The sequence below is a fragment of the Allobosea sp. GW823-FHT02B03 genome, assembly GCF_058797755.1.
In genome coordinates, this window is the sequence record NZ_JBXAJY010000006.1 from 306,484 (window position 1) to 320,373 (window position 13,890).

The 13,890-nt window shown below is 67.6% G+C and carries 15 protein-coding genes; 10 read left to right on the plus strand and 5 right to left on the minus strand.

Going from position 1 to position 13,890, the window contains the following annotated elements; translation table 11 throughout:
• Positions 1-6: 6 nt before the first annotated feature.
• From mmcB to AC1REK_RS21685, 3 genes are all read left to right on the plus strand, one after another.
• Positions 7-471, plus strand: coding sequence for a DNA repair putative endonuclease MmcB (mmcB, locus tag AC1REK_RS21675; RefSeq protein ID WP_492270234.1), 465 nt, complete (start codon positions 7-9; stop codon positions 469-471).
• A gap of 100 nt (positions 472-571) precedes the next feature.
• Positions 572-1,423: a hypothetical protein gene (locus AC1REK_RS21680; protein ID WP_492270233.1), complete on the plus strand. Its 852-nt coding sequence runs from the start codon at positions 572-574 to the stop codon at positions 1,421-1,423.
• 69 nt (positions 1,424-1,492) lie between these two features.
• A complete protein-coding gene (locus tag AC1REK_RS21685) occupies positions 1,493-1,810 on the plus strand; it encodes a hypothetical protein (RefSeq protein WP_316019426.1) in 318 nt (105 codons plus the stop codon).
• Between the two features lie 54 nt (positions 1,811-1,864).
• On the opposite strand, the gene AC1REK_RS21690 is transcribed toward AC1REK_RS21685, so the two are convergent.
• On the minus strand, positions 1,865-2,443 hold the full coding sequence (locus tag AC1REK_RS21690; RefSeq protein WP_492270232.1) for an ActR/PrrA/RegA family redox response regulator transcription factor: 579 nt from the start codon (positions 2,441-2,443) through the stop codon (positions 1,865-1,867).
• 130 nt (positions 2,444-2,573) lie between these two features.
• Positions 2,574-3,923, minus strand: a complete 1,350-nt coding sequence (locus tag AC1REK_RS21695; RefSeq protein WP_316019424.1) for an ActS/PrrB/RegB family redox-sensitive histidine kinase — start codon at positions 3,921-3,923, stop codon at positions 2,574-2,576.
• A 195-nt stretch (positions 3,924-4,118) separates the two neighbouring features.
• On the opposite strand from AC1REK_RS21695, the gene AC1REK_RS21700 reads away from it, so the two are divergent.
• Together AC1REK_RS21700 and AC1REK_RS21705 are read left to right on the plus strand one after the other, a co-directional pair.
• Complete coding sequence (locus AC1REK_RS21700) at positions 4,119-5,420, plus strand: polyhydroxyalkanoate depolymerase (RefSeq protein WP_492270231.1); 1,302 nt, start codon at positions 4,119-4,121, stop codon at positions 5,418-5,420.
• Between the two features lie 60 nt (positions 5,421-5,480).
• Positions 5,481-6,221, plus strand: coding sequence for a M48 family metallopeptidase (locus AC1REK_RS21705; protein ID WP_492270230.1), 741 nt, complete (start codon positions 5,481-5,483; stop codon positions 6,219-6,221).
• Between the two features lie 9 nt (positions 6,222-6,230).
• Here AC1REK_RS21705 and AC1REK_RS21710 read toward each other — a convergent pair whose 3' ends face one another.
• The 3 genes from AC1REK_RS21710 to AC1REK_RS21720 form a co-directional block, all read right to left on the minus strand.
• Entirely contained in the window at positions 6,231-7,235 is a 1,005-nt protein-coding gene (locus AC1REK_RS21710; protein ID WP_492270229.1) for an Lnb N-terminal periplasmic domain-containing protein, read from the minus strand.
• A gap of 35 nt (positions 7,236-7,270) precedes the next feature.
• On the minus strand, positions 7,271-8,881 hold the full coding sequence (locus AC1REK_RS21715) for a phosphoenolpyruvate carboxykinase (protein WP_316019420.1): 1,611 nt from the start codon (positions 8,879-8,881) through the stop codon (positions 7,271-7,273).
• Positions 8,882-9,093: 212 nt separating this feature from the next.
• Positions 9,094-9,843 (minus strand): HugZ family pyridoxamine 5'-phosphate oxidase, encoded by a 750-nt coding sequence (locus AC1REK_RS21720; RefSeq protein WP_316019419.1) that lies wholly within the window; start codon positions 9,841-9,843, stop codon positions 9,094-9,096.
• Positions 9,844-9,981: 138 nt separating this feature from the next.
• Between AC1REK_RS21720 and AC1REK_RS21725 the strand changes: the two genes are divergently transcribed.
• The 5 genes from AC1REK_RS21725 to AC1REK_RS21745 all read left to right on the plus strand — a co-directional run bounded on the left by AC1REK_RS21725 (position 9,982) and on the right by AC1REK_RS21745 (position 13,840).
• Positions 9,982-10,683, plus strand: coding sequence for a response regulator transcription factor (locus tag AC1REK_RS21725; protein ID WP_316019418.1), 702 nt, complete (start codon positions 9,982-9,984; stop codon positions 10,681-10,683).
• A gap of 63 nt (positions 10,684-10,746) precedes the next feature.
• Positions 10,747-12,552 carry a stimulus-sensing domain-containing protein gene (locus tag AC1REK_RS21730; RefSeq protein ID WP_492270228.1) on the plus strand — a complete coding sequence of 602 codons (1,806 nt, stop codon included), beginning with the start codon at positions 10,747-10,749 and terminating at the stop codon, positions 12,550-12,552.
• Positions 12,549-13,001 carry an HPr kinase/phosphorylase gene (locus AC1REK_RS21735; protein WP_492270227.1) on the plus strand — a complete coding sequence of 151 codons (453 nt, stop codon included), beginning with the start codon at positions 12,549-12,551 and terminating at the stop codon, positions 12,999-13,001. The genes AC1REK_RS21730 and AC1REK_RS21735 overlap by 4 nt, the downstream gene beginning before the upstream one ends.
• Before the next feature lie 102 nt (positions 13,002-13,103).
• Entirely contained in the window at positions 13,104-13,505 is a 402-nt protein-coding gene (locus AC1REK_RS21740) for a PTS sugar transporter subunit IIA (protein ID WP_066473161.1), read from the plus strand.
• A 17-nt stretch (positions 13,506-13,522) separates the two neighbouring features.
• Positions 13,523-13,840 carry an HPr family phosphocarrier protein gene (locus tag AC1REK_RS21745; RefSeq protein ID WP_414644962.1) on the plus strand — a complete coding sequence of 106 codons (318 nt, stop codon included), beginning with the start codon at positions 13,523-13,525 and terminating at the stop codon, positions 13,838-13,840.
• Positions 13,841-13,890: the final 50 nt, after the last annotated feature.

The following is a 13,890-nucleotide window of genomic DNA, read 5'->3' on the forward strand; positions in this document are numbered from 1 at the left end:
GCAAACATGAGCACGACCGAATCCGCCCTCAACCCGGCCCCGACCCGGCCGGAGGTCACCCGCGCGGTCTGCCGCGGCGCGGCCCGGCATCTGCGCGACCGCGGCTATGCCATCGTCAAGGAGATGACCTTCGCCAATGGCAGGCGCGGCGACATCGTCGCGCTGTCGTCGAGCGGCGAATTGCTGGTGATCGAGGTCAAGTCGAGCCTGGAGGATTACCGCGTCGACGGGAAGTGGCCGGACTACCGCGACTATTGCGACGCCTTCCTGTTCGCCGTCGCGCCCGAGTTCCCGCACGAGATCATTCCCGAGGATGTCGGCCTGATCGTCGCCGATGCCTGGGGGGGCGAGATGCTGCGCGAGGCGCCGCGCCACCCGCTCGCCCCGGCCCGGCGCAAGATGCTGACCATCGCCTTCGCCAAGCTCGCGGCCGGGCGGCTCGCGGCGCTGGAGGACCCCGATGCGCGCTGACGCCCGGCGGGCCTGATCGGATTACCGCCTTAGAGTGCATGACCCCTGGCGGCGCTTGCGCTAACCGGTTGGGCTCGACCGGCCTTGGGGAGGTGTCGGGATGAAGCTCTTGAACTGGGTTGCGGCCGCCATGCTCGGCCTCATTGCGGCTGCGGGCAGCGCCACCGCGCAGATGCCCGAGGAGATCGTCCGCGGCATCTATGAGGGCGGTGGGACGAGAAGCTCGATCGACCGCATGCGGGCACCCGACGCGCGCAACCGCTATTTTCAGCCGGCGCTGGTGCGCCTCTTCGATGCCAATGACCGCGACGAATGCATCGATTTCGGCCTGCACATCATCGGCCAGGATTACGATGAGCGGGAGATCGCCCGCAGCTTGCGGCTGGAAACCCGGCAGGAGGGCGAGCGCGCGGTGGTCGAGGCCCGTTTCCGCAGCCTGGGCATAGCCAACCATTTCCGCTTCGATTTCGTGCGGGCGGGCGAGGGCTGGAAGATTGCCGATATCGCCTCGCTGACCCGGGACCATCGCTGGCGACTGTCCGCCACGCCATGCCGCGGTGTGCGAGCCGCCTCCGCCGCCCCAACGAACGCTGCATCCGGGCCGGAGGGCCTGCGCCGGCCCGGCCGCTACTGCTTCGCCAGTCGCGCGTCGCAGTTGAGGATCGAGGTCGAGCCCTCGGGCAACGCCCAGATCAGCCTCGATCATCTCGGCCAGGCCGGACACACCTGCGGGCTCGAAGGCATCGGCCGGCCGGCGGGCACCGGCTGGCAGCTCGAGCTCGAGGGGGTCAAGGGTCCGTGCCGACTCACGCTCGTCGTGTCGCCGGCCGGAAGGCTGACGACGCGTGATCCCGGCGGCTCCTGCAGGGCGACCTATTGCGGCATGCGCGCCGAACTCGCCGATGTCGCCATCGACCTGCGTCGCGACAAGGGCCGTTGCAAGGGCGGCTGAGGCGAGGCGACGTGCCTGCCTCCGGAAGCCCGCAATGGCCGCCGCTGCAGAAATGTGCAATCATGAGGCATGGCGGAAAAAGCTCCCAAGCCTCCGACCGCACCCGAAGACCTCGTCTCTTCTCTCGCGCGCTGGGAGGGGGAAGGCGGCGCCCCGGTTTTGCCTTCGGCAGTTCGATATGAGCAGGGCGAACTCGGGGATGCGGAACGCCGCGTCCTGGAATGCCTCGGTGCCGGGGTGGTCAGCGAATGGCATCAGCTCCCGACGCCGGTCCAGCGCGTCATTTTCCAGCGCGCTGTCAGCGGCGAGGCCTATGACGCGATGGAACTGAAAACCCGGATCGCCCGGTTCCTGCACGACCACAAGGGCGATTCAGGCGCGCGATAGGCGCGCCCGTCTCTTTCATCTTCGCAGAACCGCAGGCCAGGCGACGGGCCGCGCTCAGCGCGGGGCGCGCTTGGCCAGGATGCGCTGCAGGGTACGCCGATGCATGCCAAGGCGGCGCGCCGTCTCGGAGACATTGCGGCTGCAGAGCTCGTAGACGCGCTGGATGTGCTCCCAGCGCACCCGGTCGGCCGACATCGGGTTCTCCGGCGGGACCGGACGCGAATCGGGCGAGGCCGCCAGCGCCGAATGGATCTCGTCGGCATCGGCGGGCTTCGCCAGGAAATCATAGGCACCGAGCTTCACCGCGCTGACCGCAGTCGCGATATTGCCATAGCCGGTGAGGACGACGCCGCGCGCATCCGGCCGCTTCTCCTTGAGGCGGGCGATGACATCCAGGCCGTTGCCGTCGCCGAGGCGCAGGTCGATCACCGCGAAGGCAGGCGCGGATTCCTCGACGGCCGCGATGCCGGCCTGGACCGACTCGGCGATGCGGACGAGATAGCCGCGGCCTTCCATGGCCCGGGCGAGACGGTTGAGGAAGGGCTTGTCGTCATCGACGATCAAGAGGGACATGTCCCTGCCCGCGCCGTCGTGAGCCTGGCCTGCGTTGAGAGCCGCTTCCATCGCCTTCATCTCCTCCGGGCCCCGGCCCGGCTCCTTACTCTAGAGCCGGAACGGACCCGATGCGAAGCACCCGTTTGCGAGTCTCGCATCGACACCAATCCGGCATCGATTGTCCGGCGCGGCGACGCGCCGCAAGGCATCATGCTGTCGCATGTGGGGCCGAAAGCTCGAAATTTGAAGCCCCGAGCGGCCGATCATCGCGTTCGAACACCTCGCGCAGCCAGGTGATGCGGATCGAGGCGCCCGTCGCCGGCAGCGGCAGGTTCGAGAATTCCAGCACCGCGCCGCTGCGCTCGAGCAGCGTCTTGGCGATGAAGAGACCAAGGCCGAGGCCGCCGCCGGCGCGCGTTTCCTTGTTGTGCGAGCGCGAGAGATAGGGATCGCCCGCGCGCATCAGCACCTCCGAGGTGAAGCCCGGCCCGTCATCGGCGATGGTCAGGACGACGGCCCCTTGCGTCCACTGCGCCGAGATCGTCACCTTCGAGCGCGCGAAGTCGACGGCGTTGTCGACGATGTTGCCGAGCCCGTAGATCATGCCGGGATTGCGGCGGCAGACCGGCTCCGGCTTGTCGCCGACCAGCGAGATCTCGAAGGGCACGCCGAAGGGCCGCTGCGGCCCGGCCGCCTCCTCGATCAGGAGGCTGAGCGAGAGCTGGTCGAGCGGGCCGGCATCGTCATCCTGCAGCGAGGCGAGCTTGCCGAGGATGCCGCGGCAGCGGTCGACCTGCTCGCGCAGCAGGTTGATGTCGTCGGCCATCTCGCCTTCCGGCGGCGCGAGGCGGGAGAGCTCGCGCGCGACCAGCGTGATCGTCGCCAGCGGCGTGCCGAGCTCGTGCGCGGCGGCGGCGGCGAGCCCGTCGAGCTGCGAGAGATGCTGCTCGCGCGCCAGAACCAGCTCCGTCGCGGCGAGCGCAGCCGAGAGATCATGCGCCTCCTTGCTGACCCGCCAGGCATAGATGCCGGTGAAGCCGAGCCCGAGCAGCAAGGAGATCCAGTTGCCGGCCTGGTAATAGGGGGGCAGCACCGGGCGGTCGCTACCGGACCAGGGCAGCGGCCAGTGCAGGAAGGTGAGCAGGGTCGCAAGCCCGGCCGCCAGCAGGCCGAGCGCCAGCGTGTGGCGCGGCGGCAGCGCCGTCGCCGAGATCATCACCGGCGCCAGGAACAGGATCGAGAACGGATTCTGCAGACCGCCGGTGAGATAGAGCAGCGCCGCGAGCTGCAGGATGTCGAAGGCGAGCAGCGCCGTCGCCGCCCCCTCGCGCAGGCGGTGGTTGAGCGGGAAGCGGATGCGCAGCGCGATGTTCAGCCAGGCCGAGACGGCGATCACCACGAAGCACCAGCCGAAGGGCAGGCTGAAACCGAGGCCGAAATGCACGCCGGCGACCGCGAGGCTCTGACCGGCGATGGCGAGCCAGCGCAGGCGCACCAGCGTGTCGAGGCGCAGATGGCGGAGCGCGCGGACCGGCGCTTCGGGGAAGAGGTCGGACATGGTCAGGTCGCGCAATTTCTGGAACGGGCGAGGCTCTTCGGCAGTGCAAAACTGTGTCTAACCGGCATCACAAGGAAATCTTAGCCCTTTGAACGATTGAATGAGAACAAATTCCATCTACGCTGCGTTCCCCTGTTGCAGTGCATACAGAATTTGGCACTGCGAAAAGGTAACTGCCGGGACGAAAGGGCTGCCATGTCGTTCGCCTATCACGCCTATGAAGCGGTTCATATGATGGTCAGCCCGGCGCGGGCCGTGTCCGACGCCATGCACCTGGCCTTCAAGAACCCGGCGAATCCGCTGACCTACACCCCGTTCGGCCGCTCGGTCGCCGCCTCCTGCGAATTGTTCGAGCGCACGACGCGCCGCTACGGCAAGCCGGCCTTCGGCCTCGACACCACCACGATGAACGGCGTCAAGGTCGCGGTCGAGGAGCGCATCGTCTGGCAGCGCCCATTCTGCAACCTGATCTATTTCGACCGCCAGATCGGCCAGCGCCGCAAGCCGCAGCCCAAGGTGCTGATGGTCGCGCCGATGTCGGGCCACTATGCCACCCTGTTGCGCGGCACGGTCGAGGCCTTCCTGCCCGATCACGAGGTCTACATCACCGACTGGATCGATGCCCGGCTGGTGCCGATGGCGGCCGGCAGCTTCGATCTCGACGACTATATCGACTACGTCATCGCCATGCTGCAGAAGCTCGGCCCGGACACCCATGTGATGGCCGTCTGCCAGCCTTCCGTGCCGGTGCTGGCGGCGGTCGCGCGCATGGAGGCCGAGGGCGACCCGAACGCGCCGCGCTCGATGACGCTGATGGGCGGGCCGATCGACACCCGCCGCTCGCCGACCGCGGTCAACCAGCTCGCCATGGAGCGCGGCACCGACTGGTTCCGCCGCAACTGCATCACAAGGGTGCCGTTCCCGCATCTTGGCGCCTTCCGCGAGGTCTATCCCGGCTTCCTGCAGCTCTCGGGCTTCATGGCGATGAATTTCGACCGCCACCTGACCGCGCATTACGACATGTACAAGCATCTCGTCGCCGGCGACGGCGATTCGGCCGAGAAGCACCGCGACTTCTACGACGAGTACCTCGCCGTGATGGACCTGACGGCCGAGTTCTATCTGCAGACCGTCGACAAGGTCTTCGTCCAGCATGCGCTGCCCAAGGGCGAGCTGATGCATCGCGACAAGCCGGTCGACCTGACCGCGATCCGCCGCGTCGCGCTGATGACGGTCGAGGGCGAGAAGGACGACATCTCAGGCGTCGGCCAGACCAAGGCGGCGCATGATCTGTGCGTCAACATCCCGGACGATCTGCGGGCCGAGTATCTGCAGATGGGCGTCGGCCATTACGGCGTCTTCAACGGCTCGCGCTTCCGCTCCGAGATCGCGCCGCGAATCTCCGACTTCATGCTGACGCTCGACATGAAGGCAGCCAGCGAGCGCCGCAACGACAGCGCCGCCACCGCCCGCAAGGCGCTGAAGGTCGCCGGCTGAGACGGCGGGCCGCGAGCCCGCCCCTTCCTCTCCCGGCGCGAATCCCGCACAATCGCGGCGATGCGGTTCTCCCTGTTCAAGCGTCAGCCCGATCCGGACCGGATCGAGGTCGCGCATGCCGGCGCCGTCTACCCGGTGGCCGTGAAGCGGCGCGCCACGGCGCGGCGCATGACGCTGCGGGTCTCGCAGGCGACCGGCGAGATCACCCTGACCCTGCCCGAGCGCGCCGATTTCGCCCTGGGCCGCAGCTTTGCCCAGAACCATGGCGGCTGGATCGCGGCAAGGCTGGCCAAGCGGCCGGCCGGGGTGCCCTTCGAGCCCGGCGCGCTGGTGCCGCTGCGCGGCACGCCGCACCGCATCGTGCACTGGACGAAGGTCCGCGGCATCACCCGCGCCGCGCTTTCAAGCGAGGGCGAGCCGATCATCACGGTCTGCGGCGAGGCGGCCCATGTCGCAAGGCGGGTCAAGGATTTCCTGCGCCGCGAGGCGCTCGCCGATATCGAGCGGGCGGTGCGGGTCCATACGGCGACGCTCGGCATCCCCGCCCGCAAGATCACCATCCGCGACACCACCAGCCGCTGGGGCTCGTGCTCGTCGAAGGGCCATCTCAACTTCTCCTGGCGGCTGATCCTGGCGCCGCCTTTGGTGCTCGACTACCTCGCCGCCCATGAGGTCGCGCATCTCAAGGAGATGAACCACTCGCACCGCTTCTGGGCGCTGACGCACAAGCTCTGCCCGCGCACGGAAGAGGCCGAGGCCTGGCTGAAGCGCCATGGCGCCTCGCTGCACGGCTATGGCTGAGCGCCGGTCTCAGGGCTTGGGTACGCCCTCGCGGATCAGGCGCGAGAAATCCGGGTCATCGAGGGAGATCGCCTTCGCCCGCTCGCTGATCCTGCCGAGCCGCACGAGTTCGTCGAGCGGCATGTCCTGCCTGACCGCGCCGATATCCTTGAGATAGCCCGGCAGATAGCCGGAGAGCAGGACGCGCGGATCGAGCCGCGGCGTGAAGCTCGACTCGGGCGCGACCGAGCGGACGAGCCGGTAGACCACCGTGGTGCAGTTGGTGGTGATGGTGTTGTACCAGCGCGGCTGCGCCGCCAGCCGGTTCACATCCGCGACATAGGCGAGCAGCACCTCGCGGGCCTGCTCGGGCGAGGCGCGCAGGCGGAACATCCGGACATCCTCGCCGCGCGCATGGGTGCGCAGGCCGACGACGTCGCGCTCGTCGGCCGCGACATAGGCCATCTCGTAGACCCGGAAGAAGCCGGCGAGCGACGACCATTCCTCGCCCTTCTCGCGCCGGACCTCGATCGAGAAGGTCAGCGGCAGGGAATCGCGGAAGTTGAAGCTGACCAGGAGATGGGCGATCGCCTCGCCCGACCAGTAGGAGAGGAAAAGATCGACGCCCTCGACCTTGGTCAGGTCAAAGCTGCGCGTCTCCCAGCGCTGGTCGTAATCGGTCTCGGTGCGCCAGCGGAAATTGCGGAGATTGCTGACGGTGAGCTTGTCACCCTCGCGGGCGATCTCGGGCAGCCGGGCAAGCTCGGGAATCCAGTCGCGCTGATGCGAGGGCTGCATACCGTGCCACCAGCCGAGCAGGCCGATGAAGAGCACGGCGAAGGACAAGGGCAGCCGCGGTGCACCGGTCCACAGGCCGACTGCGCCGGCGAGGCCCGCGAGCCCGAAGCCGACCGCGCCGGCAATGCCGATCGCGCCGGGCAGGCGAAAGACCAGAAGCCCGACGCCCCACAGCGTGGTTCCGAGAACCACGAGCGTCAGCAGAGCTTGCAGGAGAAAAAGAAAGAGGCGGCTCATCGCCGCCTCTCATAGCACGCCATGTCGGCAGACGCTCAAGCCGCGAGCGAGTTGGTCGGCGCCGCCGCCTTCACCGCATCGTCGACATGCTCCTCGAACTTCTCGAAGTTCTTGGCGAACATGCCGATCAGGTTCTTCGCGGTCTCGGCGAAGGCGGCTTTGTCGGCCCAGGTCTTGACGGGATAGAGGATGTGCGGCTCGACGCCGGGCACCGAAGTGGGAACGGCGAAACCGAAATAAGGATCCCGGCGGAAATCGGCGCGGTTGAGCGAGCCGTCGAGCGCCGCCGTCAGCAGGCGCCGCGTGACGCGGATCGGCATGCGCCGGCCGACGCCATAGCCGCCGCCGGTCCAGCCGGTGTTCACCAGCCAGCAGTCGACATGGTGCTTGGCGATGAAGTCGCGCAGCAGGTTGGCGTATTCCGACGGGTGGCGCGGCAGGAAGGGCGAGCCGAAGCAGGTCGAGAATTCCGGCTGGACGCCGACCAGGCCACGCTCGGTGCCGGCGACCTTGGCGGTGTAGCCGGAGAGGAAGTGGTACATCGCCTCGGCCGGAGTCAGCTTGGCGATCGGCGGCATCACGCCGAAGGCGTCGGCGGTCAGCATCACGATGTTCTTCGGCGTGCCGGCGCGGCCGGTGCGCGAAGCGTTCGGGATGAAATCGAGCGGATAGGCCGAGCGGGTGTTCTCGGTCTTGGTCTGATCGTCGAAATCGACCTCGCGCGAGATCGGATCCATGACGATGTTTTCGAGCACCGTGCCGAAGCGCTGCGAGGCCGCGTAGATCTGCGGCTCGGCCTCGGCCGAGAGCTTGATCGTCTTGGCGTAGCAGCCACCCTCGAAATTAAAGATGCCATCCTTCGACCAGCCATGTTCGTCATCGCCGATCAGGGTGCGGTCGGGATCGGCCGAGAGCGTGGTCTTGCCGGTGCCGGAGAGGCCGAAGAAGACGGCCGGATCGTCCTTGGAGCCGACATTGGCGGAGCAGTGCATCGGCACCACGCCCTTGGTCGGCAGGGTGTAGTTCAGATAGGTGAAGACCGACTTCTTCATCTCGCCGGCATAGGCGGAGCCGCCGATCAGCACGATCTTGCGGGTGAAGTCGATGGCGATCACCGTCTCGCTGCGGCAGCCATGGCGCTTCGGGTCGGCGCGAAAGCTCGGCAGGTCGACAATGGTGAGCTCGGGTACGTAGGAGGCGATCTCGGCCGCCTCGGGGCGGATCAGGAGATTGCGGATGAAGAGCGAGTGCCAGGCGAGCTCGGTGAAGACGCGCGCCTTGACCCGATGGGCCGGATCGGCGCCGCCATAGAGGTCCTGCGCGAAGAGCTCGCGGCCCTCGGCATGCTTCAGGAAGTCGCCGAGCAGGACATCGAACTGCTCGGACGAGATCGCGCCGTTGTTCTCCCACCAGACGGTATTCTCGGTGGTCGCGTCCTTGACGACGAACTTGTCCTTGGGCGAGCGGCCGGTATGGGTGCCGGTATCGGCGCAGAGCGCGCCGCCGCGGGCGATCTGCGACTCGCCGCGCTTCAGCGACTCCTCATAGAGCCGCGCCGCCTCGAGATTCCAGTAGACCGCCTTGAGTCGCTGCAGCCCGAATTTGTCGGCGCCGTAAGCGGCGTTGACGTGACCGATGGTCTCCACTGGCAATTCCTCCTGCCATGTAGCCGCCTGCTTTGGACGCCGGCGCTTGGGGATGTAGCGGGGTCAGACCATGCCGACCCGCGCCGAAGGGCGATGAATGCGACGGCTCTTTAGGCGCATGATGAGGCCGGCTCAAGTCACCTGGAAAGCGCGCAATAGGGGGATCTCCAACTAAATCGTTTAAAAAATTCAGGCGTGGTGAATGGTCGCGGTCATGCTGCGGCGCGCGCTTTCCCCGCCAGCGCGACCAATGTCTTGCGCAGCGCGTCGGGGCTGGTCACCGGCTCGTCGAAGTTGAGGCGCAGCGCCTGATCGCCGAGGGCGAGATCGCAACCGTCCGGGTCGAGGCCGCTGATCCGCCATGCCCCGTCCTTGGCGCCAAGCAGCGCCGTCGCATAGAGGCCGATTGCATCGGCATGGTCGGAGTTCATGTGCTCGACCGCGCCTTCCTCCGCCTGGATCAGCGCCGCCGCCTGTGCGCAGTCGCTCATGATGTCCGACGCCTCGAGCTCATAGGCCTTGCCGAAGCCGCCATTCAGGCTGGCGCGCTCAAGCTTGAGGGCGAAGAAGGAGAAATCAGGGAAATCCGCGTAGAGCGAGGCTTTCGGCTGCCTTGCGAGGAAGCGCCGGCGGATGCGCCGCCCGTCCTCGCTGTCGCGCTCTACCTTCTCGGCGCGCGCCAGCAGCGTGATGCGCGGATGGGCGAGCGGATCGCCCTTGCCGCCCGGCGCGATCAGCAGGGAGGCGCGCGGATCGGCCTCGAGGTTGCCGGTATGGCCCGAGAGCGCGGAGATCAGGATCAGCGGCGTGCCGTCGACGTCCGTGGCGAGGCTGGTCAGGCTGGCGAAGGGGTGCCCGTCAGGGGTCAGCGTCGCCAGGGCGGCCGAGCGCGCACTGCGCAGGAGGGTCTTCGCCAGGCCGCGCGCAGTCGCGTCGGTCGGGCGGATCGGATCGATCGCCATGGCACTTTTCCGTTGTTGCCGGGTTTTTCGATGAAGACGTAGCGAAACCGCCTTGGCTTGGCTAGATTGCAGCCATGCTTTGGCCGTTCTCGCGCGAGAGTGGACCCTTTGATTGCAACGTCGAAAGATGAAAGCCTTATGCCAACCATTGCGCTGGTCGACGACGACCGCAACATCCTGACGTCGGTCTCCATTGCACTCGAGGCCGAAGGATACCGGATTCTGACCTACACCGACGGCGCCTCGGCACTGGACGGGCTGAAGCAGAATCCGCCGGATCTGGCGATCTTCGACATCAAGATGCCGCGCATGGACGGGATGGAGCTGCTGCGCCGCCTGCGCCAGAAATCTGACCTGCCGGTGATCTTCCTGACCTCGAAGGACGAGGAGATCGACGAGCTGTTCGGCCTGAAGATGGGCGCCGACGACTTCATCCGGAAGCCGTTCTCGCAGCGCCTGCTGGTCGAGCGCGTCAAGGCGATCCTGCGCCGGGCCGGCGCCAAGGACGCCGCCACCCCCGCCCGCACCGAAGACGCCAAGGCGCTCGAGCGCGGCCTGCTGCGCATGGACCCGGAGCGCCACACCTGCACCTGGAAGGGCGAGCCGGTGACGCTGACGGTCACCGAATTCCTGATCCTGCAGTCGCTGGCGCAGCGACCGGGCGTGGTGAAGAGCCGCAACGCCCTGATGGACGCGGCCTATGACGACGAGGTCTATGTCGACGACCGCACCATCGACAGTCACATCAAGCGGCTGCGCAAGAAGTTCAACCAGGTCGATGCCGAATTCGACATGATCGAGACCCTCTACGGCGTCGGCTATCGCTTCAAGGAGAGCTGAGCCCGGCATCGGTGCCGCCGATAACGGATTCACAGGCTCGCATGGCGAGGGTATGAGCCGGTTATGGCGACGATCGAACAGGATGGGCCCCGCCCCGCCGCACCAGGCTGGAGTTCGACGCTGCGCCGCCGGCTGGCGCTGATCGGCCGGCGGGCGTTGCGCGCCGTCTCGGCCCGCGCCGCTTCGAGCCTGACGCGGCGCATCGTCGTGCTCAACCTCGCCGGGCTCGTCGCGCTGCTCGTCGGCTTTCTCTATCTCAACCAGTTCCGCGAGGGGCTGATCGAGGCCCGGGTCCAGAGCCTTCTGACCCAGGGCGAGATCATCGCCGGCGCGATCGCGGCCTCGGCCACGGTCGAGACCGACACGATCGCGATCGACCCCGACAAGCTCCTGCAGATGCAGGCCGGCGAGAGCGGCTCGATCGCCGAGGATCCGCTCGATTTCTCGATCAATCCGGAAAAGGTCGCGCCGCTGCTGCGCCGGCTGGTCACCCCGACCAAGACCCGCGCCCGGATCTACGACAAGGACGGGATGCTGACGCTCGATTCGCGCAATCTCTATACGCGCGGCGACATCATGCGGCTCGACCTGCCGCGCGTCGGCGAATCCGACGAGCCACCGCTGCTGGAGCGGACCTGGAACCTGTTCCGCAACCGGCTCGGACGCGCCGACCTGCCGGTCTATGATGATTTCGCCAATGCCAACGGCAAATCCTATGCCGAGGTCGCCAGGGCGCTGGCCGGCTCGCCGGCGAGCGTCGTGCGCGTCAACACCCGCGGCGAGACCATCGTCTCGGTGGCGGTTCCGGTGCAGCGCTTCCGTGCCGTGCGCGGCGCCCTGCTGCTCTCGACGCAAGGCGGCGACATCGATGCCGTCATCGCCTCCGAGCGCTACGCCATCTTCCAGGTCTTCGCCGTCGCCGCCGGCGTGATGATCGTGCTGTCGGTGCTGCTGGCCGGCACCATCGCCGAACCGATCCGCAAGCTCGCGGACGCCGCCCAGCGCGTCCGCCGCGGGGTCAAGTCACGTGAGGAGGTGCCGGACTTCTCCAGCCGCCATGACGAGATCGGCCATCTCTCGACCTCCTTCCGCGAGATGACGCGGGCGCTCTACGACCGCATCGAGGCGATCGAGAGCTTCGCAGCCGACGTCGCCCACGAGCTCAAGAACCCGCTGACCTCGATGCGCAGCGCCGTCGAGACCTTGCCGCTCGCCAAGACCGACGAGGCGCGCGGCCGGCTGCTCGCGGTGATCCAGCACGATGTGAAGCGGCTCGACCGGCTGATCTCCGACATTTCCGACGCCTCGCGCCTCGACGCCGAGCTCGCCCGCGACGACGCGGTGCCGCTCGATGTCGCGCAGCTGCTCGAGGCGGTGGTCTCGGTGCAGAACCAGACCCGCCGCGAAGGCCAGCCGGAGGTCGAGCTTTCGGTCGAGCGGCGCGGGCAAAGGCCGGCAGCGCCCGCCGGCAGCAGCGCCTTCCGCGTGCTCGGCCATGATTCCCGCCTCGGCCAGGTGATCGTCAATCTGATCGAGAATGCCCGCTCCTTCTCGCCGGCGGACAAGCCGGTCAGGGTCAAGCTCTCGCGCGTCGCCGGCGACGTGCTGATCACCGTCGAGGATGACGGGCCCGGCATTCCGCCGCACGCGCTGGAACGGATCTTCGAGCGCTTCTACACCGACCGCCCGGAACATGGCTTCGGCCAGAACTCGGGCCTCGGCCTGTCGATCTCTCGCCAGATCGTCGAGGCGCATCGCGGCTCGATCCGGGCCGAGAACCGCTACGAATCCGAGCAGTCCGAGGGCGAGGACAAGCGCCTCGGCGCACGCTTCGTCGTGCGCCTGCCGGCGGTCGCGCAACCGGCATGACCTCAATCCGCTCTGAAAATCTCCATGCCGGCGCCGTCGCGATCGGCGAAGATGGCATCCTGATCCGCGGCCCCGCCGGCTCCGGCAAGTCGAGCCTCGCCCTCGCCCTGATCAGCCTCGCGAAGGCGCAGGGCCGCTTCGCCCGGCTTGTCTCAGATGACCGGACCCGGATCACGGCGCATGCCGGGCGGCTGATCGCCCGGCCCGTCGCGCCTCTGGAGGGGCTCGTCGAGCGGCGCGGCCTCGGGCTGACGCCCGAGCCGCATCTCGCCGCGGTGGTCATCCGCCTCGTCGTCGACTGCGGCACCGAGCCGCAGCGCATGCCGGAGCCGGAAGAGCTGGTCGAAACCCTCGCCGGCGTCGCCCTGCCGCGCCTGCAGGTGCTGGGGCGGGCCGGAGACGAGCGTCTGGTGCTGGCCGCGCTCGGACTTTTCCACGATGCCGGCTAAGTCGGATTCGACGAGTTCGAGACAATGGCTTGCCTATCCTTCGCACCTGCCGCATAAACCGCGACCTTGTCCGGGCGCGCAGGCGCTCTCCGGTGGTGTTGAATGATCGGACTAGTGCTTGTGACGCATGGGCACCTGGCGACGGAATTCCGCGCCGCCCTTGAACACGTCGTCGGCCCCCAAACGAATCTCGCTACCATCGCCATCGCTCCCGATGACGACATGGAAGGGCGCCGCCGCGACATCATCGCGGCCGTCGAGCAGGTCGAGACCGGCAGCGGCGTCATCGTGCTGACCGACATGTTCGGCGGCACGCCCTCCAACCTCGCCATCTCGGTGATGGAGCCGGGTCGCATCGACGTCGTCGCCGGCATCAACCTGCCGATGCTGATCAAGCTCGCCAGCGTGCGCGAGGAGAAGACCCTCGACGAGGCCGTCACCAGCGCGCAGGATGCCGGCCGCAAATACATAACGGTCGCCAGCCGCGTACTGGCTGGCAAATGAGGCCCGAATTGGACGAGATGCGCGAAGAGGATTGCGACTGCCCCGAGGTCGAGATCCCGGCCGGCGCCGTCCACGGCGAGTTCGAGATCGTCAACAAGAAGGGCCTGCACGCCCGCGCCACGGCAAAATTCGTGCAATGCGCCTCGAATTTCGATGCCGACATCACCGTGACCCGCTGCGGCGAGACGGTGGGCGCGACCTCGATCATGGGCATCCTGACGCTCGGCGCCGGCATCGGCTCGACCATCACCGTGGTCGCCCAGGGCGCCGAGGCCCAGCAGGCGCTGAAGGCGCTGGAAGCGCTCGTCGCCGACAAGTTCGGCGAAGGCGAGTAGCACGAACTCGACTAACTCCGGTCGCGCCCCGGAGCTCATCCGCGCAACCA

What these genes read in the sequence shown, in the direction of transcription:
- AC1REK_RS21705 (WP_492270230.1), top strand. Translation starts at nt 5,481, where the DNA reads ATGCGGTTCTCCCTGTTCAAGCGTCAGCCCGATCCGGACCGGATCGAG.
- AC1REK_RS21720 (WP_316019419.1), bottom strand. Translation starts at nt 9,843, where the DNA reads ATGGCGATCGATCCGATCCGCCCGACCGACGCGACTGCGCGCGGCCTG.
- AC1REK_RS21700 (WP_492270231.1), top strand. Translation starts at nt 4,119, where the DNA reads ATGTCGTTCGCCTATCACGCCTATGAAGCGGTTCATATGATGGTCAGC.
- AC1REK_RS21690 (WP_492270232.1), bottom strand. Translation starts at nt 2,443, where the DNA reads ATGAAGGCGATGGAAGCGGCTCTCAACGCAGGCCAGGCTCACGACGGC.
- AC1REK_RS21745 (WP_414644962.1), top strand. Translation starts at nt 13,523, where the DNA reads ATGCGCGAAGAGGATTGCGACTGCCCCGAGGTCGAGATCCCGGCCGGC.
- AC1REK_RS21680 (WP_492270233.1), top strand. Translation starts at nt 572, where the DNA reads ATGAAGCTCTTGAACTGGGTTGCGGCCGCCATGCTCGGCCTCATTGCG.
- AC1REK_RS21740 (WP_066473161.1), top strand. Translation starts at nt 13,104, where the DNA reads ATGATCGGACTAGTGCTTGTGACGCATGGGCACCTGGCGACGGAATTC.
- AC1REK_RS21695 (WP_316019424.1), bottom strand. Translation starts at nt 3,923, where the DNA reads ATGTCCGACCTCTTCCCCGAAGCGCCGGTCCGCGCGCTCCGCCATCTG.
- mmcB (WP_492270234.1), top strand. Translation starts at nt 7, where the DNA reads ATGAGCACGACCGAATCCGCCCTCAACCCGGCCCCGACCCGGCCGGAG.
- AC1REK_RS21730 (WP_492270228.1), top strand. Translation starts at nt 10,747, where the DNA reads ATGGCGACGATCGAACAGGATGGGCCCCGCCCCGCCGCACCAGGCTGG.
- AC1REK_RS21710 (WP_492270229.1), bottom strand. Translation starts at nt 7,235, where the DNA reads ATGAGCCGCCTCTTTCTTTTTCTCCTGCAAGCTCTGCTGACGCTCGTG.
- AC1REK_RS21685 (WP_316019426.1), top strand. Translation starts at nt 1,493, where the DNA reads ATGGCGGAAAAAGCTCCCAAGCCTCCGACCGCACCCGAAGACCTCGTC.
- AC1REK_RS21725 (WP_316019418.1), top strand. Translation starts at nt 9,982, where the DNA reads ATGCCAACCATTGCGCTGGTCGACGACGACCGCAACATCCTGACGTCG.
- AC1REK_RS21735 (WP_492270227.1), top strand. Translation starts at nt 12,549, where the DNA reads ATGACCTCAATCCGCTCTGAAAATCTCCATGCCGGCGCCGTCGCGATC.